Here is a 26997-nt window from a genome sequence, read left to right as displayed (position 1 = left end):
AAAATGTCCTAGCTGTTCATCTACTAAAAGAAGTAGACGAAGAAGAAAATATGTACTAAAGTATATTCCTTACTCAAGAGCATATGCTTGTGAGGACTGCTATACACGATATTTATATATAATACCGTTTGATCTTTCGATTAAGATTCGAAAATCATTCTATTAAAAACAAAAACCCCGCTTAAAACTAAGCAGGGTTTTTGTTTTATTTTATCCAAGATGTTTAATCAAAGAGTCTAAATATATCATTCCCATTTGCGAATAGTAGTAGTGCTACCAATAGAATGAATCCAGTAATTTGAGCATACTCTAAGAACTTATCGCTAGGTTTTCTTCTTGTAATCATTTCCCATAAAGTAAACACTACATGTCCACCATCTAGAGCTGGAATTGGAAGTAAATTCATAAATCCAAGCATAATTGATAAGAAGGCAGTAATATTCCAAAATGTTTCTGAGCTCCACTCAGATGGAAAAATACTACCAATTGAAATAAATCCACCTAAGCCTTTATAAGCCCCTGTTTTGGGATTAAATATTTTCTTCAACTGTTTAACATAGCTAGTTAAGGTTTCATATGATTTTCTAAACCCTGCTGGAATTGCTTCAGCAAAAGAATATTCTATTCTTGTTAAATCATAATAGCCCAGTTTTGAAAGATCTGAGACGCTAAGACCATAAGCCACTACTTCTAATTTCCCTTCATCACTTACTTTGGCATTTAGAGTAGATATTTTCTCTTCTCTCTTAATATCTATAGTTATATCTTTTCCTTTATTTTCAAGCAAGAGAGCTTCTACTTCGTCATAGTATTTTACTTTCTTTCCGTTAAGACCTACAACAATATCCTTGTCTAAAAATCCAATATTAGCATTTACACTACTATCAGGAACCTGAGCGATCATAAAAGGACTTCTAGGCCTAGCGATAGGACCTTCATTGTTTTTTCTTCGATCAATTAATTTAGAAATGAAATCAACAGGAAGTTCCTTCTCAATAGTTTGCCCATCTCTTTCAATAGTAAAATTATGTCCATTGATAAATGCCACAGTCATGTCGTTAAACTTTCTAAGCTTTTCACCATCAACAGCAACAACTTTATCTCCATTTTGCAATCCGATGTTAATAGCTAAAGAATCTTGAACCCAAAGACCATCTTTTACATTGTCGTTAGAAAGATAATTTTCTCCATATGTGTACATTAACATGATGTAAATGAAAATACCTAAGACAAAATTTACAAACACACCACCTAACATGATAATTAATCGCTGCCAAGCTGGCTTCGACCTAAATTCCCAAGGTTTAGGCTCTTCCTTTAATTGCTCTTTATCCATGCTTTCATCAATCATTCCAGCAATTTTCACGTATCCTCCTAAAGGAATCCAACCAATTCCATATACGGTTTCACCTACTTTCTTTTTAAGTAAAGAAAACTTATAATCGAAAAATAAATAGAACTTTTCTACTTTGGTTTTAAAAATCTTGGCAGGGATAAAATGCCCCAACTCATGTAGAACTATCAATAATGATAAACTAAGAATGAATTGAGAAGCTTTAATTAATATTTCCATCAACAATAATATCTTTCTGATTTGAACGCACAAATGTACGTTTTTAAAGAGAGTTGTAAAAGATTGTTTTTCAAACCTAATCTGTTTTAACAAAGATTTAGGCTGTAAAAGGGGTGAAATAGTTTTAGTAGTGCAATTCTATGCCGTAAATTTGCAAAAGAATTCAGAATCATGAAGTTGAGTTTCTTTAAAAAATCTATACCTACTCTTATTTTTTTAGGAGTCTTTTCTTTAGTAGGAATTACAGTTTTCTATCAACTCTTATTAGTGGAAAAAAAACTGAAGATCTATAACCCAATTGATGTAAACCCAAAATTGGTTGACGCTTCAGTCAAAAACATTCATAAGAACCATAAAATTGGCGATTTTCAATTGATAAATCAGAATGGGGAGTTGATTACCAATGAAGATTATAAAGACAAAATATACATAGCAGATTTCTTTTTTACTCGTTGTCAAACTATTTGCATCGCTATGGCATACAACATGAGTGAGTTGCAAGAACATTATAAGAGCGACAATGAAATTATGTTCTTGTCGCATTCTGTAACTCCAGTGATGGATAGTGTTCCTGTTTTAAAAGAATATGCTATTAACAAAGGTGTTATAGATGGTAAATGGAATGTAACAACCGGACCCAAAAAACACATTTATGATTTAGCACGCAAGAGTTATTTTGCAGTGGAAGATGAGGGTGATGGAGGAGATCAAGATTTTATACATACCAACTTATTTATCCTGATTGATAAAGAAAGAAGGATTCGAGGGTTCTACGATGGAACAGAAAAAGAGGATATGGAAAAGATCAAGAAAGATATTCTAATCTTAAAAAAAGAATACGAGTAAAATTACTTGTTTAGAATCATTCTAATATAGTATCTTTGCTTTTTAACTTTGTTCTCGTATAAATCGAGAATCTATACATGACTACAATAGCTTCTTTACATATTGGTGAACTAGGATACGTTTCTGAAGAATCTTTGAGTGAAATACCACTAAAACTTTTAGAAATGGGTTGCTTACCAGGAGCTGAGGTAGAACTAATTCAAATTGCACCGTTAAATGATCCATTGTATATCTGTGTCAATGGAAGTCACCTAGCTATTAGAAAAGAAACTGCAGCTAAAATACAAATTATTAAAGCAAACTAATGAGTGAAAAGAAAACAATCAATGTTGCTTTAATAGGAAACCCCAATACTGGAAAAACGTCACTATTCAATCAGCTAACTGGGTTGAATCAAAAAGTGGGAAATTATCCAGGAATTACCGTTGATAAAAAAGAAGGAACCAGCAAACTTTCTGAAAAAATAAAAGCTGTTGTAACTGATCTTCCAGGAACTTACAGCATCAACCCAACTTCTGCAGATGAGTCTATTGTTTTAAAAACATTACTCAATTCAAAACACGACAAAACACCTGATGTGATTGTTGTGGTGGCTGATGTTGAAAATCTTAAAAGAAATTTATTACTATTCTCACAAGTCAAAGATTTAGAAATCCCTACTGTTTTGGTGGTTAATATGGCCGACCAAATGAAGAGAAAAGGTATTATCTTGAATATAGAGGAATTAGCCAATGAAGTTGATAACGAGGTAGTTTTAATTAGTGTAAGAAAAGAAAGTGGAATTGAGGAAGTAAAAAAAGCAATTATTCGTACTTACGAAACCAAAAAAACAACTCCACTTTGTAATATCAATCATAAGATTGATGCAGACTATTTTCAAAAACTAAAAGAAGTCAACTCGAATTATTCGACATATGAATTGTGGTTGATGATAACACAGGAAAGCTTTCCAAAAAATATTACTGAAGACGAAAGACAACAGTTAATCGATTTTAAAAATAATTCGAAGAATCTAAAAAAATATCAGCACAAAGAAACGATTTATAGATATCAAAGAATTAATGAAATTTTAAAGAAAGCTTATACGGTAGATAGATCTAAAGCAACAGATTTAAGAGCAAAATTAGACAAAGTATTTACGCATAAGATATTTGGTTACGTATTGTTTTTTGGAGTTCTTTTACTGATTTTTCAATCTATTTTTGAATGGGCAAGTACACCAATGGATTTTATAGACGCAACTTTTGCCGACTTAAGCTCCTTTATCAAAAATCAGATGTCTGAAGGCGTTTTAAATGACCTTATAACAGACGGAATTATCCCAGGAATAGGTGGTGTGGTAATCTTTATTCCACAAATAGCAATTTTGTTTTTATTTATCGCTGTTTTAGAAGAAACAGGATACATGAGTCGCGTGGTATTTTTAATGGATAAAATCATGCGTAAGTTTGGAATGAGTGGTAAAAGTGTTATTCCTTTAATTTCAGGAACTGCTTGTGCAATTCCTGCTGTCATGGCTACCAGAAATATTTCTGGATGGAAAGAACGATTGATAACTATTTTGGTTACTCCATTTACTACCTGTTCTGCAAGACTCCCTGTGTATGCAATTTTAATCGCATTGATTATTCCAGATAAAGAAGTGTTAGGATTTTTTAATTTGCAAGGATTAACATTGCTAAGTTTATATCTGCTAGGATTTTTAACAGCAGTTATTGCAGCAATTATACTACACAAAACACTAAAGGTAAAAAGTACCTCTTTCTTTGTAGCTGAGATGCCAGATTATAAACTTCCTTCAATAAAGAATGTGTTTTACGAAGTAGTAGAAAAAACAAAAGCTTTTGTGATTGGAGCCGGAAAGATCATTTTAGCTATTTCCATTATTTTATGGTTTTTAGCATCCAATGGTCCAGAATCCTATAAGATGGCGGAAAAGAATGTTATTGAAAATGTTAATAATCAACAATTATCACAAGAAGAGTTAAATCAAAAAATTGCATCAGCAAAACTAGAAAACTCCTACATTGGAATTATGGGAAAAACCATAGAACCTGTTATAAAACCTCTAGGATATGATTGGAAAATAGGAATAGGATTGATTACTTCATTTGCGGCCAGAGAAGTTTTTGTTGGGACCTTAGCAACTATTTATTCTGTAGAAAGTGATGATGAAGACAATTCAACCATTAAAGAACGAATGGCTTCAGAAATTAATCCAACTACAGGAGAAAAAAGATTTAACTTTCCAGTAGGAATGTCTTTATTGGTGTTTTATGCATTCGCTATGCAATGTATGGCAACCTTGGCAATTGTAAAAAGAGAAACTAAGAGTTGGAAATGGCCATTAATCCAGTTATTTGGAATGGGATTATTAGCATATATATCATCATTTATTGTATTTCAAATTTTAAGCTAATGCAAGAAGTATTTGTTTATATTATTGTAGCAGCAGCAATTGTTTTTCTAATTAGAAAGTTCTTCTTTAGTTCTAAAAAAAGTTCAGGATGTAATCCTGATTGTAATTGTTAGAAGGTATTCTAGAATCTTTACTTTTAGAATTTAAATCTAAATGAGCAAAAGGATAAAAAATCTTGATCCCTTGAGAGGATTTCTGGCAATATGCGTAATGTTGTGTCACATTCCTTTGATATCGAAGACACTTAATCTTCCGTATTTTTCTGCATTACCTCTTTTTGATAAAGGGCATGAAGTAGTCTTAGTATTTTTCGTTTTGAGTGGTTTTTTAATCATCGGTCTTTTGTATGATGAAAAAAGAGAAAAGGGGAAAATCAATATTAAAGACTTTTATATACGTAGAATCTTAAGACTTTACCCAGTCTACTATCTGGTTTTGTCTTTTGGTTTTATCCTTTATCATTTCTTATTACCAGTTCTTAAAATCCCTTTTGATGTAAATTATCATCTTTTGGAAGGAATTGCTTGGAGTGTAGGATTTTTACCCAATGTTTTTAGAGCCTTATACGAACCTGGTAGTGTTTTAACAATTTTATGGTCCATAGGAATTGAAGAACAATTCTATTTGATAATCGCACCATTACTTTATTTATTGCCAATAAAGAACTATATGAAAGGGCTGTTGTTTTTTACAATTGGATACTTATTGATATTTCATCTAGAAACTTTTTATTTTTTAGAGAAATACGATTTTCTATACTTTTTCCTAACATCTGGAGGATTGGTTGCTATTGCTCACAGAAAAGGAATCCGATTGTACTTTCAGTCAACAATCTTGAGATGGATTGTCTATATTATCTTTTTCATGTATTTGATGACAGATGTCTTTAGTTTCCTTGCACCTAAAATTTATGAATCAGTATTTCAGGTAGTTATTTTTAATTTATTAATTATTAATCTTTCTAATGATGCAACAATAGATATTAAAAACAGATTTATAAACTATCTAGGAAAAATATCTTATGGGATATACATGTACCATATGATAGTAGTCAATCTCGTATTATATGTGTTTATGAAAATCAATATTCAAGGCTACCTATATGATTGGCAAACAATTATCTTAGTCCATATTATATGTTTGGTAGGGACATTTTTTGCATCACACCTTTCTTACAAGTATTTTGAATCTTATTTTTTAAAGAAAAAAGAAAAGTATAGAAATTAAATCTTAACACAACATTAATAAATCTCTGATGTAAGGAGTAGTATTTTTGAAGACTAAGGTTTAAATCAAACTAAAATATTTCATTATGAAAAAAACTATTTCTTTGATAGCAGTATTAGTAGTTGCTGTTATCTTCTCTAACCAAATACAAGCTCAAGAATTTGAAGGGTTAGATAAAAGCCCAATGGATCAGGTAGTTTACCCAATCTCAAAAAGGAATACAGACAAAACTGTTAAAATTACTTATAGCAGACCTCAATTAAAAGGAAGAAGTTTGGCAAAGTTAGCTCCAGCTGGAAAAGTATGGAGAACAGGTGCAAACGAAGCTACAGAAATTACGTTTTATAAAGACGTAACTGTTGGAGGAAAACAAGTAAAGGCTGGTACATATACGATGTATGCGATTCCTGGAGATAACGAATGGACTATAATCATTAGCAAGCAATTAAATGTTTGGGGTTCTTATTTTTATAAAGAAAGTGAAGATGTAGCTCGAGTAAAAGGAAAAGTATCTAAATCAGATAAAACCCTTGAAGCATTTTCAATGGCTTTTGGAAAAGACATGACCCTATATTTAGGATGGGGAGATACTATTGTAAGTGTTCCGATGAAATAATCTTACAACTGTAAAACATAAAAAAACCGCAAACATTGTCTGCGGTTTTTTTATGTTCTTTTTGATTGTTTACTTACTAAGAAAACACCTAAAAACACCAGTAAGCAACTCACAATTTTTATCCATCCAATATCTTCCTTATACTGTTCATGTCCTAACCAGTAAGCATAAATGCTTACCATGATAAAACTAATAGCAGGTTGCAAATAAATATAGCTTCCATTTACAGAAGGAGAAACATTATTTAAAGAATATGTATTTAATAAATAAGCTAAGAAAGTAGTTCCAATAATTACAAAAGCCACAGTTAGGTAAGTATGCAATGTAAATGATTCAAAATCAGTACTGATTACGTCTTCAATTCCGATTGGAAACATAAAAATAAAACCAAATAAAAAAGCCCAGCTTACCACAGTAATTGTATTGTATTTTTTCATTAAAGGTTTTACTAAAACTAAATACAATCCATAACAACAAGCATTCAAAAAAACAAAGAGATTCCCTAGCAAAGAACTTGTTCCATCAGCAGAATTTCCTGTTGAGATTAGTAAAACAGCACCAATAGCACCAATGGTAACCCCTAGTATTTTATTGGAAGTAATCTTTTCTTTTAGGATAAAAAAACTGAACACCAATACCAGAATAGGAACTGCAGTAATAATAATAGAAGCATCAATTGGAGAAGTTAGATTCAATCCATGAAAAAACAACAATTGATTGGTTGCAACTCCCAATAATCCACAAATCAATAATCGTCTTAAATCTTTTTTTGCAACACGCTCTTTAATAAAAGTTTTTAATAACCAAAACAAGATGCCAGCTCCAACAATTCTAAGAAAGACAAAAGCAGATGCCCCAATTTTATGAGGCATAATTCCTTTTGCAATTATATGATTTGCTCCGTAAATAAGATTAGCTCCCAAAAGAGCCAAATGAGCTTTTAAGATTTTAGAATTCACTCTCTATTGTTTTCTACTACAAAGAACAACATTTTCAAACAATCCAAAGAACGAAAAAATAAAGATTTACACCTTTAAAAGATTTGTTAGATTTTAGTTGGTCATAATAGCTTGACAACAAATCCTTTTTACTTCGTTAATTGATACAGAAAATGTAACTTTGCCTCCTTTAAAAGAGAAGAAATACGATGCAATACAATCATCAAGAGATAGAGAAAAAATGGCAGGATGAGTGGAGGAAAAGAGAAACCTTCAAAGCAGAAAATAATTCTGAGAAACCAAAATACTACGTTTTGGATATGTTTCCTTATCCATCCGGAGCAGGACTGCACGTAGGTCATCCTTTAGGGTACATTGCATCAGATATATATGCAAGGTATAAGCGTCATAAAGGATTCAATGTATTGCACCCACAAGGATATGACTCGTTTGGGTTACCAGCAGAACAATATGCGATTCAAACAGGACAGCATCCTGCAAAAACAACAGATGAGAATATCAAAACCTATCGTCGTCAGCTAGATCAGATTGGGTTTTCTTTTGATTGGTCTCGTGAAGTGAGAACTTCAAATCCAGAATATTACAAATGGACACAATGGGTCTTCATTCAGTTATTCAACTCATGTTACTGCAATGAAATTGACAAAGCCCGTCCCATAAGTGATCTTGTTGCTGTATTTGAAAAAGAAGGAAATGCAAATTGCAATACTGTTTGTGATGAAGATACTCCTACATTTTCGGCAGAAGAATGGAATAACTTTTCTGAGAAAGAACAGCAAGAGATTTTATTAAAATATCGCCTTACATTTTTATCGGATACCGAAGTAAACTGGTGTCCGGCATTAGGAACTGTATTAGCAAACGACGAGATCGTAAACGGAGTTTCAGAACGTGGTGGTCATCCTGTGATTCGTAAAAAAATGACCCAGTGGTCGATGCGAATTTCTGCTTATGCACAGCGTTTATTGGATGGATTAGATACTATTGATTGGCCTCAACCTTTAAAAGATTCTCAAACCAATTGGATTGGTCGTTCTCAAGGAGCAATGGTGGAATTCAAAATTGAAAATTCAGAATCTAAAATCTCTGTTTTTACCACACGTCCTGATACAATTTTTGGTGTCAGTTTTATGACTTTAGCGCCTGAACACGAATTGGTGTCAGAAATTACAACAGAGGCTCAAAAAGCAGAGGTAGAAGCTTATGTAGAAGCTACAGCAAAACGTTCAGAACGCGATCGTATGGCGGATGTAAAAACCATTTCTGGAGCCTTTACTGGAGCCTACGCTATACATCCATTTTCTGGAGAAAAAGTACAGATTTGGATTGGAGATTATGTGTTAGCTAGCTACGGAACAGGAGCTGTAATGGCAGTACCATGTGGTGATCAACGCGATTACGATTTTGCAAAGCATTTTGGAATAGATATCCCAAATATTTTTGAAAATGTCGACATTTCTGAAGCAGCGCATGCTGATAAAGAAGGAACTGTGATAGCCAATTCCGATTTCTTAAGCGGATTAAAATATAAGAAAGCACTCAAACTAGCCATATACGAGTTAGAGAAAAAAGGATTAGGATACGGAAAAATTAACTATCGTTTACGAGATGCAGTATTTAGCCGTCAACGTTATTGGGGAGAACCATTTCCAGTCTATTATGTAGACGGAATGCCTCAAATGATTGCAGACCAGCATTTACCCATTGTATTGCCCGAAGTTGAAAAATACTTACCTACAGAAGACGGTCAACCTCCGTTAGGAAATGCAGAGGTTTGGGCTTGGGATACAACAACAAATTCTGTGGTTGAAAATTCGAAAATAGACCATGAAACTATTTTCCCGTTAGAGCTAAATACCATGCCAGGTTGGGCAGGAAGTTCCTACTATTTCAATCGTTATATGGATTCTAACAATAGCTCTGAGTTTGCATCGAAAGAAGCTTTAGACTATTGGAAACAAGTAGATTTATACATTGGAGGATCTGAGCATGCAACAGGTCACTTATTATACGCACGCTTTTGGCAAAAATTCTTGTTTGACATGAACTTAGTTCCTGTAGACGAGTTTGCCAAAAAACTAATCAACCAAGGAATGATTCTGGGAACAAGTGCTATAGTATATCGTATAACAGGTACAAATAAATATGTTTCAAAGGGATTAAAAGATCAATATGAAACAGATGAGTTAAGAGTAGATGTTAATCTAGTAAATAATGCTGATGAAATTGATGTAGAAGAATTAAAGAATTGGCAACCTCAATTTAAAGATGCTGAGTTTCTTTTAGATGAGGGTAAATATATAGTTGGAAGAGAGGTTGAGAAGATGTCAAAAAGATGGTTCAATGTAGTCAACCCAGATGATATTTGTGAAGAATACGGTGCTGATTCATTACGTTTGTTTGAAATGTTCCTAGGACCATTAGAACAATCCAAACCTTGGAAAACATCTGGAATCTCTGGAGTGTATTCGTTCTTAAAGAAGCTTTGGAAATTGTATCATTCTTCCCTCGAGGGAGGTCAGGTGGGTGTAACTGATGCAGAGCCTACCAAAGATGAACTAAAGACCTTGCATAAGACCATCAAAAAAGTAGAAGAAGACATCGAGAATTTCTCGTTCAACACATCTGTTTCTACTTTCATGATTGCTGTGAATGAACTCACTGCTCAAAAATGTAACAAACGAGCGATTCTTGAACCGTTATTAATTTTAATTTCTCCTTATGCTCCGCACATTGCAGAAGAACTCTGGGAAAAACTAGGAAATACTGAGTCCATTTCAGAAGCTGATTTCCCAGTATTTGATGAGAAGCATTTGGTAGAAAGTAGCAAGAACTATCCAATTTCGTTTAATGGAAAAATGAGGTTCACACTTGAGTTATCGTTAGACTTAAGCAAGGAAGAAATAGAAACTACAGTTTTAGCACACGAGAAAACACAAGCACAACTACAAGGACGAACGCCTAAAAAAGTGATCGTAGTTCCTGGAAAGATTGTGAATATTGTAGGGTAATCATAACTCTTACATAAAAAATTCCTTCTGTCACCTCGAGGGCAGCCGAGAGATCTCTTTAGGTCTCGACTGCGCTCGACCTGACATAAATTTATGTATCTTGTAACTCCTAAAAACATACACATGAAACGACTTTTTTTATTGTATCTAGGTCTTTTTGGAATGCTATTTGTATCCTGCAAACAAGAAGAAAAAACACTCAAAGAATACATGACAGATTCTTGGCAAACAACCTATATAAAAATTGAAATGCCTACTTTTCAAAAGTCAGATACAACAAATGTTTTTGAAGACAAATTTGAAAATAACCCAGCAAGAATTGTACAATCTAAATACAACAGTGATGGAAGCTTTTCTACTTGGTCATTAAATAGAGAAGGAGAAAAGTATGGAAACTCTGAAGGAGTTTGGGGTGTTAAAGGAGATTCACTTTTTCTAGAATTTTACTATGACGGAAGAAATGTAAAAGAAGCTTATCAAATAGAAAAAACAGAAAATGGTTTTCAAGGAAAAAGTAAGTACGATTGGGACAAAGATGGGGAATTTGACGACCTTCTGATTATGAAAACCAAAAGAATCAAATTAGAAGAATAAGTGGTAAGTTTTAAAAATATATCGCTTCGTATAAGGATATTCTTGTCAATGATCCTGCTTATTCTTTTGGCGTCAGTTTTAATTATTACCGTTACTATTTATCAATATGACGAGCAAACTAAAGAATACAACGTAAAACGTTTTGGACGTAAAGAACAAACGATAAAAAAAGACATCAATTTTGAACTAACCAAAAAGACAACTTATCCTGTAAACACAGAAAACTTACAATACATCTTCCAAGAGCGAATATATGAGTTATCCGACATTCATAATTTTGAGATTACCATGTATGATATGGAAGGGAAACTACAAAAAACCTCCATTCCGTTTGGTTTAAAAGATTCTATTCCTAACGATCTTTCAAAAACTATTGTAGATGAGTTAGCCAATAAAGATGATTTTAGAATCTTAGATATCAAAGAATCTCAAGATGTAAGTTACGAAACATCTTACACCTATATTTTAGATTCATATTCAAAAAAAATAGGAATATTAAAATTAGAATTCACCCAAGATAATTTAGAGCAAGAACAAGAATTAGAAGAGTTTTTATCTCGCTTGAGTGTGGTTTATTTTTTCATGTTTCTTATTGCCATTACCTTGGCTTATTTCCTTTCAAGTTATATTACCAGATCTATTAAAAAGATCACCATAAAAATGCATCAAACTAGATTGAATAAAAGAAATGAGAAAATCATTTTAAAAGATGCTAGTTCTGAGTTGAACATCTTAGTAGAAGCTTACAATAATATGATTGACGAACTTGAGGAAAGTGCTGTAAAATTAGCTCAAAGCGAAAGAGAACAGGCTTGGAGGGAAATGGCAAAGCAAGTGGCGCATGAGATTAAAAACCCACTAACTCCAATGCGTTTGTCGGTACAAAGTTTTGAACGAAGATTTGATGCGAATGATCCTAAGATAGAAGAAAAAGTAAAAGAATATAGCGAAACCCTCATTCAGCAAATAGATGTAATGAGCTCTATAGCTTCTGCATTTTCTGATTTTGCAAAAATGCCTACTCAGAAGAAAGAAAAAATTGAAGTCATTGGAGTTGTAAAAATGGCTTTAGATATCTTTAATGAGGACTATATTACTTACCATCCAAAAGAAACCGAATTGTTTGGAAACTTAGACAAAACCCAACTCATTAGAATTGTAACCAATTTAATTAAAAACGCTACGCAAGCAGTAGAAGAAAAAGACAATCCTAAGATAGAAGTAAAGGTTTTTTCTCAAAAAAATAAGATCGTTATTGAGGTTACAGATAACGGAAAAGGAATAAAACAAGAAGTAGAACACCTTATTTTCGAACCAAAGTTTACCACAAAAACAAGTGGTATGGGGCTTGGATTACCAATGATTAAAAATATTATTGAAGCTTACAGCGGGACCATAAGTTTTACATCCAAAGAAGATATAGGAACCACATTTAAAGTAATTTTACCAAAAACATAATAGAATAACCAACAATGGATTTTGAAAATATTTTAGTTGATCAGCAAGATGGATTAGCCACGATCACAATCAACAGACCGAAGAAGTTAAACGCATTAAACAGAAATACTATTGCAGAATTGCACAACGCTTTTAACCAACTCAATCAGGATTCTTCAATTAAAGTAATTATCATTACTGGAAGTGGTGAAAAAGCATTTGTTGCAGGTGCAGATATCTCAGAGTTTGCAGACTTCTCTGTTGAAGAAGGTGGAAAATTAGCTGCCAACGGCCAAGAAACTTTATTTGATTATGTAGAAAACCTTTCAACACCAGTTATTGCTGCTGTAAATGGATTTGCCTTAGGAGGAGGTTTAGAACTAGCCATGTCATGTCATTTTAGAATAGCTTCAGACAATGCCAGAATGGGATTGCCAGAAGTTTCTTTAGGAGTTATTCCTGGATACGGAGGAACACAGCGTTTACCTCAATTGGTAGGAAAAGGAAAAGCTATGGAAATGATTATGACAGCAGGGATGATTTCTGCCGATGAAGCTAAAAACTCTGGATTGGTTAATTACGTAGTTGCTCAAGAAGAACTTATTCCTTTAGCGCAAAAACTAGCAGGAAAGATTGCCAGAAACTCATCAGTTGCAATTAGTTCTGCAATTAAGGCAGTTAATGATAATTTTAAAGATGGAGTGAATGGTTATTCCACTGAAATCAGAGAATTTGGAAACTGTTTTGGCACCGAAGACTTTAAAGAAGGAACCACAGCTTTCTTAGAAAAAAGAAAACCAAAATTTCCAGGGTTTTAGTGCTTAAATCAAAGAAATACAAATTAATAATTGGAATAATACTTATTTCCTTTTCTTTATTATTGAAAATATATTTTTTTCATCAGTATTCCTTTTGGACATTAAGAGAGTTTCTTTCGCTTATATTTTTGATTTTAGGTTTTGTTATAGTCTATAATACGGTTGTTTCATTTTTTTTAGAATCAATTGAAAAACAAAACAGTTTAGTTAAAACGATTCTTAATATAGTCATGTTGGTATTGTTATTCTTTTTATTCTTTAAAACAGATCAGTTGACGAAAGATTTAAATTATAATTTATGGAAAGATTACAAGAACACAGAAAAGATAGAGTTCATAGGAACAATAATAGATATTAAACAAAAAGGCATTGCCAGATCTCCAAAAGAAAATTTTTATATTGTTAAATATAAGCTTGACGGCAAGTTTTATGAAACAGGAATTTTATGTGATTATACTGAAAAAGATATAAGCTTAACAAAACAAGCCATAACAAGATCAGAAAATGAATTAACTATAAGAAAAATAATTAATTCCAAAGTAAGATTAAGTTATTCTGCAAATAAACCTTCATATATAAGAATAGTAGGATTTGAATAAAATTTAAAATTATTGTCCAATTTATAAAGGTGAGTTCGTCTTTATCCAAATCATATTAATTTAAAAACTAAAAACATGAGTAATTTTTTGTATTTATTTAGAGGAGGAGACGAAGATTTTAATAGCTGGACTCCAGAACAACAACAAGCCCATATGTTAGTTTGGGAAGAATGGATGGGTAATTTAGCTCAGAAAGGGAAATTGTTAGGAGGAGAACAACTATTTGATGGAGGAAAAATAGTGAAAGACAAGGGTGAGATTATTACAGATGGTCCCTTTGTTGAAGGAGCTGAAATGGTTGGAGGCTATGTAATTGTTGTAGCTGCAGATTTGAATGAAGCAGTGCAAATGTCTAAAACATGTCCTATTTTCGATTATAAAGGAGCTTTTGTAGAAGTAAGAGAGATTGCAAGCAAAGAACACTAAAGTTTTGCTTATGAGTAATTTTTTATTTCTATTTAGAGGAGGAGATGAAAACATGAGAAGTTTATCTCAAGAAGAGAAAGAAACTCACATGATTTTATGGCAAAAATGGATGGGAAAACTCATTCAAGAAAAACATTTAATTGATGGTTTGCCTTTAGACAGCAAAGGAAAAGTGATTGCAAATCAAGGAGACGTAATTACTGATGGACCTTTTGCTGAAGGAGCCGAAATGATAGGAGGATATTTAATTGTTTCTGCTAAAGATCTTAGTGAGGCAACAGAGATTTCTAAAGATTGCCCGATTTTTGATTATGACGGAAGTACAGTGGAAATTCGAGAGATTATGTCAATGGATATGTAATCGAAAAAATTAAAATTAAAGTCCGAAATTTACTTTTCGGACTTTTTGTTTTATGAATAAATACAATCAAAATACTACCATAGATCATATATTCAGACATGAATATGGTAAGATTATCTCAATCTTGATTCATAAGTTTGGTCCTCAAAATCTTGAAAAAATTGAAGATGTAGTACAAGATGCCTTTTTAAAAGCCATGCAAGTTTGGGGGTATAAAGAAGTTCCTAAAAATCCCACAGCTTGGCTTTTACAAGTTGCTAAAAACACCTTAATAGATTCTCTGAGAAGAGATCAAAAAATGCAACAGAAAGATGATGTTCTTGATTTTTTAGAGAACTCTTCAAATCAACAAGAAGAAATTTCTCTTAATAACATGATTCAAGACAGTCAACTTAAAATGACATTTGCTTGCTGCAATCCAAAGCTTTCTTCCGAAAGTCAAATCATCCTAAGTTTAAAACTAATAGGAGGGTTTAGTAATAAAGAAATTTCTAAAGCACTACTCAAAAAAGAAGACACAATAGCGAAATCATTTACAAGAGCTAAAAAGAAATTTAAGGAAACAATAAAAACCTTAGATATTCCTGTAGAGATGGCGCTATCATCTAGAATAAATATTGTTTTAAAAGTAATCTACTTGTTGTTTTCCGAAGGTTATACAACTAGCTATGGAGAAGAAATTATCAAGAGAGATATTTGTTATGAGGCGATAAGATTAGCCCTTTTATTAACCGATAATTCTTCTACAAATACTTCAGAAACAAACGCTTTAATTGCTTTGATGTGTTTTCATGCCTCTAGGTTTGATGCTAGAACAGATGAGAATGGAAATTTTGTTGATTTAGAACATCATAATCGTTCAAAATACAATAGAGAACTTATACGAGTTGGAATGATTCATTTTAAAACAGCAGAAAAAAAACCATCTCAGAATCCATCTTATTTTTTACAGGCAGCAGTCTCTTATAGTTATTGTGAAGCAGAGAGTTTCGATAAAATTCAGTGGAAAAACATCTTGAATTTATATGATTTACAACTCAAATACTCTTACTCGCCAATAATTAGATTGAATAGAATTATTCCGTTTTATAAAGTTTATGGAGCGAAAAAAGCAATCAAAGCTCTAGAAGATGTTTATCTAGATTCTGATTTAGAAGAAAGCGGATTGTATTACTCTATCAAAGCACAATTATTGATAGATTTAAGTCAAAAATCAGCAGCCGTAGAAACTTTAAATAAAGCAATAGAACATACCACGAATGATGTTCAAAAAAAACACCTCAAGAAAAAATTAATTCAAATTAAGTAAGATTTTTTCAAAAATAATCTTTGTCTGTTCAGATTCATTAGTATAAACACTAACAATATCAAAACCATTTTTGAGGTTCAAGATAATCATGGGTTTAAATCGGTTCATCGATTTTGTTCTTACTTTTTCATATCTTTTTTTTAAGGCACAGTCATGTTGTAGTTCCATTAGCTTTTGAGCAATTCCTTGTTTTCTATGTTCATCTAAAACACCACCAACCCAACTATAAAAAGTAGTATCATTATACCGATAACCCAATTTAAAACCAACTAACAAATCATCATGATAACACAGAATAGTAACAAGATCCTCTTTAGCGTGAATTCTATCTACAAAAAAGGCTAGTTTGGCATCATCAAACAAAGTTTTATACAGCACTAAGAGTTCTTGAATGGTTTTTTGCTTAGGAATTCTTTTAACTATTTCGTATCTATATTTACTCATTACTCATTACTCATTACTCATTTACTTATGATACAAATAAGACTGTAAAATAATGGTTGCACTGATTTCATCAACTAAAGCTTTATTTCTTCGTTGTTTTTTCTTTAAACCACTGTCGATCATAGTTTGAAAAGCCATTTTAGAAGTAAATCGCTCATCAATTCTTTTAATGGGGATATTTGGAATTTTTTTCTCAAGTGAAGTTAAAAAATGCTGAATGTATTGCTCGCTTTCACTTTCTGAGTTATTCATTTGTTTAGGTTCTCCTACTATAAACAAATCTACTTTTTCTTTTTGCACATAGTCTAATAAGAAAGACAGTAAATCTTTAGTATCTACAGTGGTTAATCCAGAAGCAATAATTTGCAATTCATCAGTAACCGCAATTCCAGTTCTCTTTTCACCAAAGTCAATAGCTAATATCCTTCCCATATGATAGAATTTGATGCAAAAATAAGGATTTTAAACAAGCAACTTTTATCTGTTTAAAAAATGTATCTTCGCATGAAAGACTGATGCGAATGGTATCTTTGTTGGTTAATTATTATCAGAAAGAATCAACCATAAAATTCAAAGTTAAAAATGATGAATTCGTTAAGAGAAACTATAGAAAAAGCTTGGGAAGATAGAGCACTTTTAAAAGAAGAAACAACCATTAATGCTATAAGAGAAGTAGTGAGTCTTTTGGATGAAGGAACTTTACGCGTTGCTGAACCTTCAGGAAAAGATTGGAAAGTGAATGAGTGGGTTAAGAAAGCAGTTGTCTTATATTTTCCAATTCAAAAGATGGAAACACTTGAAGCTGGAATTTTTGAATACCACGATAAAATTCCATTAAAAAGAGATTATGAAGCGAAAGGAATTCGTGTAGTGCCTAATGCAGTAGCTAGACATGGTGCTTATATTTCTTCAGGAACTATTTTAATGCCTAGTTATGTAAACATTGGTGCTTATGTAGATGAAGGAACAATGGTAGACACATGGGCTACAGTAGGTAGTTGTGCTCAGATTGGTAAGAATGTTCACTTATCTGGAGGTGTTGGAATTGGAGGAGTGTTAGAGCCGTTACAAGCATCACCAGTAATTATTGAAGATGGAGCTTTTATTGGATCACGTTGTATCGTGGTTGAAGGAGTGCGTGTTGGTAGAGAAGCCGTTTTAGGAGCTAATGTAGTACTTACGATGAGTACAAAGATTATTGATGTTACTGGAGATAAACCTGTAGAAATGAAAGGCTATGTTCCAGAAAGATCTGTTGTGATTCCGGGAAGTTATTCTAAGAAGTTTGCTGCAGGAGAATACAATGTGCCTTGTGCTCTAATTATTGGGCAAAGAAAAGAAAGTACTAACAAAAAAACATCACTAAATGATGCGCTACGTGAATATGACGTAGCTGTTTAATATAAAAATTATCTATGACTAAGATTACTGCGATTATTCCAACGTTCAATGAAGAGGAACGTATTAAGAATTCGCTAAAATCAGCTGAATTTGCAGATGAGATTATTGTCATAGATTCCTATAGTACAGATAATACAATAGAAATCGTCAAAGAGTCTAATGCAGTTTTATTGCAACGGAAGTTTGACGATTTTTCTTCTCAAAAGAATTATGCTATTGAAAAAGCATCTAATGATTGGATCGTTTGGATTGATGCTGATGAGGTCTTAACCCAAGAGCTTCAAGATGAAATTAAACTAGCCATTCAAAATGCAAAAGAGCTTGTTGGTTTTTATATTTATAGAGTTTTCTTTTTTAAAGGGAAAAGAATGCGATATACTGGAACTCAAAATGATAAGCTAATTCGTGTTTTTAATAGACAGTATTGTAAGTACGAAGGAAAAGTACATGAGAAAATAGTACCTCAAGGAAAAGTAGGAGTTTTACAAAATAGGATACTTCACTATTCTTATATTAGTTTTGATCGATATATCGTAAAACTAAATCAACATTCAGCATTAAAGGCTGAAGAGTTGTTTGAGAAAGGTCTGATAATAACTCCTTTTCATATAGTTATTAAACCTTTTGCACGTTTTATAAAACACTATTTTATAAAGCTAGGAATACTAGATGGATTTTATGGCTTTATCATTTCATTTGCCTTGTCTTATGGAGTTTTAGTACGGTATATCAAGCTGTGGAATTTAAAACAGAAGCAGAGAAAGAATGAAAAGCTCGACAAATAATATTGATATTTCTATTGTCATTGTCAATTACAGAAGTTGGAAACATCTAAAAGACTGTCTGAACTCTCTTAAATTCGAAAACAATGAATTTCTTTTTGAAGTTATTGTTGTAGATAATAATTCTTCAGATAAAAAAATCGAAGTTTTTCAAGAAGATTTTTCAGAAGTAAAATTTCTACAGAATACAGGTAATAATGGATTTGCTAATGGTTGTAATTTTGGTGCTCAACATTCCAAAGGGAAATACCTTTTGTTTTTAAATCCAGATACAATAGCAAATAAAGATGCTATTGAGAAAATGTGGAATTTTGCCAAAGCAAATCCTACAAAAGGGATAGTTTCTTGTGAACAAAAAAAATCAAAAGGAGGTTACGAAAAATCTCAACGTATCTTCTTAAATACTTTTACACTTTTCGGACTTACAAGAGCTCTTTATAGATTTTTAAATAAGAAAAGATTACAGAATAAATTTGAAACAAAAGAGAATATACTTTTTCCAGATTGGGTGTCTGGATCTGTAGTTTTTATTAGTAAAGAATGGTTAAATCAGATTAATGGATGGAATGAGGATTATTGGATGTATTATGAAGATATGGACCTTTGTAGGAGAGTTCAAAACTCTAACGGACAGATTGCTTTATTAAAAGATGCTGAAATTATTCATAACCATGGTGGAGCTTCTCGATTAAATATAAAAACTGCAAGTATTACAAAAACAGAAGTACTAATTTCTAAGCATGTATATATTAGTAATCATTTCAAGGGTTTCGAAAACGGAATTGCTCAATGTTGTTTAGTTGTCAATAACTTGATTATAAAGCTTTTACTGGGAATTATTGGAGTTTTATTGTTTTTTATTCCTAAAATGCGATTAAACGTATATTTGTTCCTGAAAATGATTAGGTATTACTTTTCATCACTTATTCGAATGAGTTGGTTGAGTAAAAGGTCTATGAATGCAAAATAAAGATTGATGAGTAAATCAAAAAAAGATACAGCTTACTATGCAAATGTGCGTCCAGAGATGTTAAAATACATTCCTTCCGATGCAAAGAAGATTTTAGAAGTTGGTTGTGGTGAAGGAAATTTTTCTGCACAACTTGTTCAAAACGAAAGAGAAATTTGGGCTATTGAACCTGATATCAATGCAGCAAAAAAAGCTTCAGAAAAATTGACAAAAGTTTTTGTAGGTACAATAGCTGAAAAAATAGATGAGGTTCCAGATAATTTTTTTGATGTCATTATCATGAATGATGTTATTGAACATTTATTAGAGCCTTGGGATGATATTCAAAAATTGAAAAGTAAATTAAAGAGTGATGGGATATTTGTGTCCTCAATCCCTAATGTTCGTTATGCAAAAAACCTTTTTAATATGCTGTTTAAAAGAGATTGGAAATATACGGATGATCGTATTTTAGACAGTACACACTATCGATTCTTTACAAAGAAAAGTATTCGAAGATTGTTTGAAGAAAACGGATATAGTGTGCAAAAAATGAAAGGAGTAAACAGAACAAAATCCTTTGCTTTTTTCCCGTTTGCAGTTTTGTTCAACATTCTTTTTTTATTTAGTCAATTAGATATTTTTTATATGCAATACGCAACTGTTGCAAAAAAGAAATAAAATCATGTTTAATGACGAGATAGCGCAAAGTATTTTAGATCTTAAAGAAGGGAAGTTAATTCTGTATCCAACCGATACGGTTTGGGGTATAGGTTGTGATGCTACATCAGAACAGGCTGTCCAGAAAGTATACAACTTAAAGAATAGGGAAGAGAGTAAAAGCTTAGTGATTTTAGTAAGTTCTATGGAAATGCTAAAAGAGTATATCAATGAGATCCCAGAAAAGGTTTTAGAAACCTTAAGAACTCAAGACAATCCTACCACAATTATTTACAATCAACCTAAAGGATTAGCAAAAAATACGATAGCTATAGATAATACGATTGCTATAAGAATTCCAAGACATGATTTTTGTAGAAAACTTATCGATGAATTTAAAAAGCCTATCGTATCTACATCTGCAAATATTTCTGGAGAACCTACACCTAAGTCTTTTTCAGAAATCTCTAAACCTATTTTGGAGGGCGTAGATTATATAGTAAATTTGGAGCGCGAAAAAATCACTGAAAAATCTTCAACCATTTTAAAGATTGTAGGAGAAGAGATTGAAGTGATAAGAGCTTAATTCATGCAAGAAAATAACTATACAAAAGCAGTTTCTGCCGATATTTTCTCCATCATTTCTCAGGCATCTAAAGAAATAAATGTAAAGAGTTATGTGATAGGAGGCTATGTTCGCGACTTTATTCTAAAAAGAGGAAATGCTAAAGATATAGATGTTGTAGCTGTTGGTAGTGGTATAGAATTAGCAAAAAAAGTAGCAAGTTTACTTCCAAACAAACCAAAAATTCAAGTTTTTAAAACCTACGGAACAGCAATGTTACGTTATAAAGACATCGAACTAGAGTTTGTTGGCGCACGAAAAGAATCCTATTCTGAAGAAACTAGAAATCCTGAAGTTTCTGAAGGAAACTTAGAAGATGATCAAAATCGTAGAGATTTCACTATTAATGCATTGGCAATAAGCTTAAATAAGGAAGATTATGGAGCTTTATTAGACCCGTTTGGAGGAATAGAAGATTTAGAAAAAAAGATCATTAAAACTCCTTTAGACCCAGATATTACTTATTCCGATGATCCATTACGAATGATGAGAGCCATTAGATTTGCTTCTCAATTAAATTTTAAAATAGAAAAAAGTTCGCTAGAGGCAATTACTAAAAATGCAGAAAGATTAGATATTATTACTAGAGAGAGGATTGTTGATGAACTCAATAAAATATTAGCATCGCCTAAACCTTCCGTTGGATTCTTACTATTAGAAAAAACCAATTTATTGGAACGATTTCTACCTGAACTTATTGCTTTAAAAGGAGTAGAAGAGGTAGAAGGACAAAAACATAAAGATAATTTTTATCATACATTAGAAGTTGTAGACAATATTTCTAAAAACACCGAAGATGTTTGGTTGCGATGGGCAGCTTTGTTGCATGATATTGGAAAAGCACCTACAAAACGATTTCATAAAAAAATAGGTTGGACCTTTCATTCTCATGAATTTGTTGGGGCAAAAATGGTATATAAACTCTTTAAACGTTTAAAAATGCCATTGAATAATAAAATGAAGTTTGTTCAAAAAATGGTATTGCTAAGTTCTCGCCCTATTGTTTTAGCGTCTGAGGTAACTGATTCGGCTGTAAGAAGATTGATCTTTGATGCTGGTGATGATGTTGATTCTTTAATGACTTTATGTGAAGCTGATATTACTACGAAAAACCCAAGGAAATTTCAACGATATCACAAGAACTTTGAATTGGTTAGAACCAAAATTAAAGAAGTTGAAGAGAGAGACAGAGTTCGTAATTTCCAACCACCAGTTACAGGAGAGGAAATCATGAAAGCGTTTAATCTAAAACCTTGTCGCGAAATAGGTCAGATTAAGGAGGCAATTAAAAATGCAATTCTCGATGGAGAAATTCCTAATGAACACGAAGCTTCGTATCAATTTATGTTGAAGAAAGGGAAAGAGTTAGGATTAAAATTAGCTTAAAAATAATTGATCTAATTTCTTTGAACAATTTTCCCAACTATGTTTCATTGCGGTTGATCTAACGTCAATTGTTTTTGAATCTGCTTGATTGATGAGGTCAATTACTTCAGTATAATGAGCATCAATATCAAATAAAAAACCATTCTCTCCATGAGAGATAATATCTGGGCAAAATCCTGTTTTTGAGGCAATTGGAAAGCAGTTAGATAACATGGCTTCCAATACTGGAACTGGACCACCTTCTAATGTTGATGGAGAAATAAAAATATCTATTTTATTGTACAAATCAGGATATCTTTCATAGTCCTCATTGTCAAAATAAGTAAAATTAGAAAGCTTCTTTAATTCTTCATACTTTTCATAACGATCCCAATATCGACCAATCATGTAAAATTGTCTCTCAGGCATATGTTTAATCAGATTATACACCATTTCAGGATTTTTACGGTCCCCAAAAGCGCTACAAAATCCAACAGAACCTGTTGTTCTTTCATGAGGATAAAAGAAATTAGGATCTGAAGCAATGGGCATTAAGATGGCTTTTTCAGCTTTTAAACCCAAATCGATTAATTCTCTTTTTACTTCCGAATTCAAACAGATTACATAGTCAGCTTTATTCAAACACCAAATAACATGAGTTTTAGAAAATGAAAATGTCCAATTAGGATGTGTAAACATCACAATATTTTTCTTAGTAAGTATTTTTGGATTATGGCGAATAGCTCTATAGAAGTACTGATGAAAAACAAAAAAGTAGCCGTCAGAATCGGGTAAATCCCGCAAACGATCGTGAAAATATGTTTGAGCATTTAGCTTAGAAAATTTGGCTAACCTAGTAACTTTTGCTCCAAAAATCCAATCTTTATCAGCTTCTCTTGCTACGTAAGTAATGGTTTCTGTTTTCTTTAGTTTAGTTTTTGGTAAACTTTTAGCCTTAAGAAATGCAAGAAGATATTTCCATTTATATAACAGATTGAAAATGATCTTTTCTTTAAGCATTATTCCATATTTTGCATAGAAACCAACTTAAAGTACTCACCTTTTTTCTTCATTAAGTCCTCATGTTTTCCTTGTTCTACGATTTCACCTTTTCTTAAAACCACAATATTGTCGGCATTTTGAATGGTAGATAGTCGATGAGCAATTACCAAAGAAGTGCGGTTTTCCATCATGTTTTCCAATGCTAATTGCACAATTTGCTCCGATTCAGTATCTAAAGCAGACATGGCTTCATCTAAAATCATGATTGGAGGATTCTTTAAGACAGCTCTAGCAATAGACAAGCGTTGTTTTTGACCACCTGAAAGCTTATTTCCACTATCTCCAATATTTGTTTCATATTGATTAGGCATGTCTTTTACAAACTCGTGAGCATGAGCTATTTCAGAAGCTTGCTGCACTTCTTGTAGAGTGGCATCTTGCTTTCCTAATTTGATGTTATTAGCAACAGAGTCGTTAAATAAAATAGAGTCTTGAGCTACAATTCCCATTAAACTTAACAACGATTTTTTCTTAATGTCTTTTACATTTATACCGTCTATAGTAATACTTCCTTCATTCACATCGTAAAAACGTGTGACTAAATTGGCTAATGTAGATTTTCCACTACCTGATTGACCTACTAAAGCAACTGTCTTTCCTTTAGGAACAGTTAACGAAAAATCTTTAAGAACATATTCATCTTCGTACTTAAAAGAGATGTTATTGAATGAAATCTCTGAAGTAAAGTCTGTTTTTTCAAGAGCATCTTTTTTATCTTTTAAAGGATCTTCTGTTTCAAGAATTTCTAAAATTCTTTCGGCCGCTGCATTTCCTTTTTTGATGGTATAGCTCGCTTTTGAAATTGATTTAGCAGGTGTGATAATATTATATGCTAGCGCAATATATGCAATGAAGGTTTCTCCAGACATTGCCTCTTCTACTAAAACCAAAGAACCACCGTACCAAATAAGAACACAAATTACTCCAATTCCTAATACTTCACTAACAGGTCCTGCTAACTGTGTTCTGGTCATCAACTTATTTGATAGTTTTTCAAACCTTGAAGTAGACTGTCCAAACACTTTTTGAAAAAGACTCTCAGCGTTAAAACCTTTAATTACTCGTAATCCAGATAAGGTCTCTTCTAAAAGAGATAAAAAGACTCCTTGCTCTTTTTGAACTTTATCCGATGTCTTTTTTAAATTTTTACCAACAACATTAATTAAGAAACCAGCAACAGGTAGAAATACAAAAACAAAAATGGTGAGCTTAACACTCATGATTAGCATGATAGCAATTGTAACCAAGATCATTAAAGGGTCTCTGAAAATCAATTCTAAAATAGAAAGAAAAGAATAGTGAACTTCAATTACATCGGGGCCAATTCTGGACATTAAATCTCCTTTTTTCTTTTCTGTAAAGTAAGAAACTGGAAGTGATACAGTCTTGGCATACAAATCATTTCGAATATCTTTTAAAACTCCATTTTTTAAGAATGTTATCGCATAAAAACCTAAATAGCTAAATAGGTTTTTTAGAAGAAAGACAACAATGATTAATACAATAACAGCGATTAATATATCAGCTTTATCATCACCAACCAATTTGTAAACTGAATAACTAAAATAATCATTGAAATAATTATCTAATTGCTCAATTCCCTTATACTCTGGCTTTATCTTGGTAATAGCCCTTTCTTTATTAAAAATGATTTTTAAAAAAGGCATTAAAACCACAAAAGATAATGCTGAAAATAGTGCATAGAAAATATTAAAAAATACATTTAAGAAAGCAAACCTTTTATAAGGGTAAGCATAACGTATTATTTTTTTAAAATACTTCATTAAATACTCATTTCTTCAATAATGCGGTCTATTTTAGCTTCTAATTCGCTCTCAATAGTATCTGCATTTTTTACTGAATCTAATTTAGTTTGTACGCTAAAATAGAATTTAATTTTGGGTTCTGTACCACTTGGTCTTGCAGCTACCTTTGTTCCGTCTTCTGTATGATAAATCAAAACATTAGACTTAGGAATATTCATAATAGTTTCTTCTCCTGTACTCATGTTCTTTTCAATAGAAGATTGATAATCATTGATAAATGTAACTTTAGAACCATCGATATGTGTTAATGGATTACTTCTTAAATCAATCATAATTTGTTTGATTTGTTGCGCTCCATCCATTCCTTTCTTTACAAAAGAAACCAAACGCTCTTTGTAAAACGAATGTTTTACATACAATTCTAACAAAGCTTCATAAAAAGAACTTCCTTTAGATTTTGCATCAGCAGCTATTTCACAAGCTAAAAGGGCAGAAGTAACAGCGTCTTTATCTCTTACAAAATCACCTACCATATACCCAAAACTTTCTTCACCACCACCAATAAAATCTAATTCAGGATTGTCTTTAATCATTTTAGCAATCCATTTGAAACCAGTCAATCCAATTTTAGTTTCAACTCCATAACTATCAGCAACATCATTTACCATAGTTGTAGAAACAATCGTAGATCCAACAAATTCGTTACCATCAAGCTTGCCTTGTTGTTGCCATTGATTGATTAGGAACTCTGTCATAACAACCATTGCTTGATTTCCGTTTAACAACTTCATTTTGCCATGATTATCTCTAACAGCAACGCCTATTCTGTCGCTATCAGGATCTGTTCCTAAAACAATATCAGCATTAATTTCTTCGGCTAATTTTGTAGCAATTTCAAGAGCTTCAGGTTCTTCTGGGTTTGGCGATTTTACCGTAGGGAAGTTCCCATCAGGAACTTCTTGTTCTTTTACACTATGAACTTGGGTATATCCTGCGCGTTTTAAAACTTCTGGAATTAATTTTATTGAGGTTCCATGTAATGAAGTAAAAACAATTTTTAAATCTTCTCTACCTTTTATGTCAAAGGTTCCGTTTTGTAATGACGCTTTCCAAAAAGCCTCATCTACTTCAGAACCAATATAAGTGATTAAATCTTCGTTTGCATTAAAATTAATGTCAGCATACTCTAAAGAATTCACTTCGTCAATAATGCCTTTGTCTTCTGGTGGGACAATCTGACCTCCATCAGTCCAATAAACTTTATAGCCATTGTATTCAGGTGGATTATGCGATGCTGTTAAAACAATTCCAGCATGACAATTCAGCTCATTTACAGCAAATGATAATTCTGGAGTTGGGCGTAAATCTTCAAATAAGAATACTTGAATTTGATTGGCAGTTAAAACATTAGCAACAGTTTTTGCTAACCATTCGCTGTCGTTACGACAATCATAACCAATAGCTACTTTTATAGTTTCGTCAGAGATTACTTTGTGCAAATAATTGCTTAACCCTTGCGTAGCTTTCCCTAGAGTATATTTATTAATACGGTTTGTTCCAGCTCCAACTACACCTCTCATTCCTCCTGTACCAAATTCTAGATCTTTGTAAAATCTATCTGCTAAATCAGGAGAATTTGTATCAATTAACTCTTGAATCTCCTTTTGTGTTTTATTGTCAAATGGCTGAGAGAGCCATTGTTTTGCATTTTCTAAAATATTCTCCATAGTTCTAAAATTAGCAGGCTA

27 protein-coding genes are annotated in these 26997 nt (G+C 32.2%); 20 read left to right on the top strand and 7 right to left on the bottom strand.

Going from position 1 to position 26997, the window contains the following annotated elements:
• Positions 1-223: 223 nt before the first annotated feature.
• Positions 224-1573 carry an RIP metalloprotease RseP gene (rseP, locus tag AAON49_RS08865; RefSeq protein ID WP_349554159.1) on the bottom strand — a complete coding sequence of 450 codons (1350 nt, stop codon included), beginning with the start codon at positions 1571-1573 and terminating at the stop codon, positions 224-226.
• Positions 1574-1744: 171 nt separating this feature from the next.
• Here rseP and AAON49_RS08860 point away from each other — a divergent pair, with 171 nt between their 5' ends.
• From AAON49_RS08860 to AAON49_RS08835, 6 genes are all read left to right on the top strand, one after another.
• Entirely contained in the window at positions 1745-2419 is a 675-nt protein-coding gene (locus tag AAON49_RS08860) for an SCO family protein (protein ID WP_349554158.1), read from the top strand.
• A gap of 77 nt (positions 2420-2496) precedes the next feature.
• Positions 2497-2724 carry a FeoA family protein gene (locus tag AAON49_RS08855; RefSeq protein WP_349554157.1) on the top strand — a complete coding sequence of 76 codons (228 nt, stop codon included), beginning with the start codon at positions 2497-2499 and terminating at the stop codon, positions 2722-2724.
• A complete protein-coding gene (gene feoB, locus AAON49_RS08850; protein ID WP_349554156.1) occupies positions 2724-4838 on the top strand; it encodes a ferrous iron transport protein B in 2115 nt (704 codons plus the stop codon). The genes AAON49_RS08855 and feoB overlap by 1 nt, the downstream gene beginning before the upstream one ends.
• The gene (locus AAON49_RS08845) at positions 4760-4951 is read left to right on the top strand and encodes a FeoB-associated Cys-rich membrane protein (protein ID WP_349554155.1); all 192 of its coding nucleotides are present in this window, start codon (positions 4760-4762) and stop codon (positions 4949-4951) included. The genes feoB and AAON49_RS08845 overlap by 79 nt, the downstream gene beginning before the upstream one ends.
• A 40-nt stretch (positions 4952-4991) precedes the next feature.
• Positions 4992-6065, top strand: coding sequence for an acyltransferase family protein (locus tag AAON49_RS08840; RefSeq protein WP_349554154.1), 1074 nt, complete (start codon positions 4992-4994; stop codon positions 6063-6065).
• An 85-nt stretch (positions 6066-6150) separates the two neighbouring features.
• Positions 6151-6681: a DUF2911 domain-containing protein gene (locus AAON49_RS08835; protein WP_349554153.1), complete on the top strand. Its 531-nt coding sequence runs from the start codon at positions 6151-6153 to the stop codon at positions 6679-6681.
• Between the two features lie 50 nt (positions 6682-6731).
• Here the strand turns inward: AAON49_RS08835 and AAON49_RS08830 are convergent, their stop codons facing one another.
• The gene (locus AAON49_RS08830; RefSeq protein ID WP_349554152.1) at positions 6732-7640 is read right to left on the bottom strand and encodes a DMT family transporter; all 909 of its coding nucleotides are present in this window, start codon (positions 7638-7640) and stop codon (positions 6732-6734) included.
• A gap of 188 nt (positions 7641-7828) precedes the next feature.
• Here AAON49_RS08830 and leuS point away from each other — a divergent pair, with 188 nt between their 5' ends.
• From leuS to AAON49_RS08790, 8 genes are all read left to right on the top strand, one after another.
• Complete coding sequence (gene leuS, locus AAON49_RS08825) at positions 7829-10651, top strand: leucine--tRNA ligase (protein ID WP_349554151.1); 2823 nt, start codon at positions 7829-7831, stop codon at positions 10649-10651.
• A gap of 123 nt (positions 10652-10774) precedes the next feature.
• Positions 10775-11245: a hypothetical protein gene (locus AAON49_RS08820; RefSeq protein ID WP_349554150.1), complete on the top strand. Its 471-nt coding sequence runs from the start codon at positions 10775-10777 to the stop codon at positions 11243-11245.
• 48 nt (positions 11246-11293) lie between these two features.
• Positions 11294-12703 (top strand): sensor histidine kinase, encoded by a 1410-nt coding sequence (locus AAON49_RS08815; RefSeq protein WP_349554149.1) that lies wholly within the window; start codon positions 11294-11296, stop codon positions 12701-12703.
• Between the two features lie 14 nt (positions 12704-12717).
• Positions 12718-13500, top strand: coding sequence for an enoyl-CoA hydratase/isomerase family protein (locus tag AAON49_RS08810; RefSeq protein WP_349554148.1), 783 nt, complete (start codon positions 12718-12720; stop codon positions 13498-13500).
• Positions 13501-13772: 272 nt separating this feature from the next.
• On the top strand, positions 13773-14099 hold the full coding sequence (locus AAON49_RS08805) for a hypothetical protein (protein WP_349554147.1): 327 nt from the start codon (positions 13773-13775) through the stop codon (positions 14097-14099).
• Between the two features lie 75 nt (positions 14100-14174).
• Positions 14175-14525 (top strand): YciI family protein, encoded by a 351-nt coding sequence (locus tag AAON49_RS08800; RefSeq protein WP_349554146.1) that lies wholly within the window; start codon positions 14175-14177, stop codon positions 14523-14525.
• Positions 14526-14535: 10 nt separating this feature from the next.
• On the top strand, positions 14536-14886 hold the full coding sequence (locus AAON49_RS08795) for a YciI family protein (protein ID WP_349554145.1): 351 nt from the start codon (positions 14536-14538) through the stop codon (positions 14884-14886).
• Between the two features lie 52 nt (positions 14887-14938).
• The gene (locus tag AAON49_RS08790; protein ID WP_349554144.1) at positions 14939-16195 is read left to right on the top strand and encodes an RNA polymerase sigma factor; all 1257 of its coding nucleotides are present in this window, start codon (positions 14939-14941) and stop codon (positions 16193-16195) included.
• Here AAON49_RS08790 and AAON49_RS08785 read toward each other — a convergent pair.
• The gene (locus AAON49_RS08785) at positions 16178-16639 is read right to left on the bottom strand and encodes a GNAT family N-acetyltransferase (RefSeq protein WP_349554143.1); all 462 of its coding nucleotides are present in this window, start codon (positions 16637-16639) and stop codon (positions 16178-16180) included. The two genes, AAON49_RS08790 and AAON49_RS08785, sit on opposite strands and share 18 nt — an antisense overlap.
• A gap of 21 nt (positions 16640-16660) precedes the next feature.
• On the bottom strand, positions 16661-17071 hold the full coding sequence (gene ruvX, locus AAON49_RS08780) for a Holliday junction resolvase RuvX (RefSeq protein ID WP_349554142.1): 411 nt from the start codon (positions 17069-17071) through the stop codon (positions 16661-16663).
• Between the two features lie 153 nt (positions 17072-17224).
• Here ruvX and AAON49_RS08775 point away from each other — a divergent pair, with 153 nt between their 5' ends.
• The 6 genes from AAON49_RS08775 to AAON49_RS08750 are packed head-to-tail and all read left to right on the top strand — an operon-like array spanning position 17225 to position 22442.
• Positions 17225-18040, top strand: a complete 816-nt coding sequence (locus AAON49_RS08775) for a 2,3,4,5-tetrahydropyridine-2,6-dicarboxylate N-succinyltransferase (RefSeq protein WP_349554141.1) — start codon at positions 17225-17227, stop codon at positions 18038-18040.
• A 14-nt stretch (positions 18041-18054) separates the two neighbouring features.
• Entirely contained in the window at positions 18055-18825 is a 771-nt protein-coding gene (locus AAON49_RS08770) for a glycosyltransferase family 2 protein (protein ID WP_349554140.1), read from the top strand.
• Positions 18806-19792: a glycosyltransferase family 2 protein gene (locus tag AAON49_RS08765; protein WP_349554139.1), complete on the top strand. Its 987-nt coding sequence runs from the start codon at positions 18806-18808 to the stop codon at positions 19790-19792. The genes AAON49_RS08770 and AAON49_RS08765 overlap by 20 nt, the downstream gene beginning before the upstream one ends.
• Before the next feature lie 6 nt (positions 19793-19798).
• The gene (locus AAON49_RS08760) at positions 19799-20452 is read left to right on the top strand and encodes a class I SAM-dependent methyltransferase (RefSeq protein WP_349554138.1); all 654 of its coding nucleotides are present in this window, start codon (positions 19799-19801) and stop codon (positions 20450-20452) included.
• A gap of 4 nt (positions 20453-20456) precedes the next feature.
• Positions 20457-21017, top strand: coding sequence for an L-threonylcarbamoyladenylate synthase (locus AAON49_RS08755; protein WP_349554137.1), 561 nt, complete (start codon positions 20457-20459; stop codon positions 21015-21017).
• A 3-nt stretch (positions 21018-21020) separates the two neighbouring features.
• The gene (locus AAON49_RS08750; protein ID WP_349554136.1) at positions 21021-22442 is read left to right on the top strand and encodes a CCA tRNA nucleotidyltransferase; all 1422 of its coding nucleotides are present in this window, start codon (positions 21021-21023) and stop codon (positions 22440-22442) included.
• On the opposite strand, the gene AAON49_RS08745 is transcribed toward AAON49_RS08750, so the two are convergent.
• From AAON49_RS08745 to AAON49_RS08735, 3 genes are read right to left on the bottom strand one after another with little or no spacing between them, the layout of a single operon-like run.
• Complete coding sequence (locus AAON49_RS08745; protein WP_349554135.1) at positions 22434-23441, bottom strand: glycosyltransferase family 4 protein; 1008 nt, start codon at positions 23439-23441, stop codon at positions 22434-22436. The genes AAON49_RS08750 and AAON49_RS08745 overlap by 9 nt on opposite strands.
• A complete protein-coding gene (locus AAON49_RS08740; RefSeq protein WP_349554134.1) occupies positions 23441-25267 on the bottom strand; it encodes an ABC transporter ATP-binding protein in 1827 nt (608 codons plus the stop codon). The genes AAON49_RS08745 and AAON49_RS08740 overlap by 1 nt, the downstream gene beginning before the upstream one ends.
• A complete protein-coding gene (locus AAON49_RS08735) occupies positions 25267-26976 on the bottom strand; it encodes a phospho-sugar mutase (protein WP_349554133.1) in 1710 nt (569 codons plus the stop codon). Before AAON49_RS08735 ends, AAON49_RS08740 begins: the two co-directional genes overlap by 1 nt.
• Positions 26977-26997: the final 21 nt, after the last annotated feature.

Source organism: Pseudotenacibaculum sp. MALMAid0570 (assembly GCF_040151415.1).
Classification (GTDB): Bacteria; Bacteroidota; Bacteroidia; order Flavobacteriales; family Flavobacteriaceae; genus Polaribacter.
This window is presented reverse-complemented; position numbering and strand designations above follow the sequence as displayed.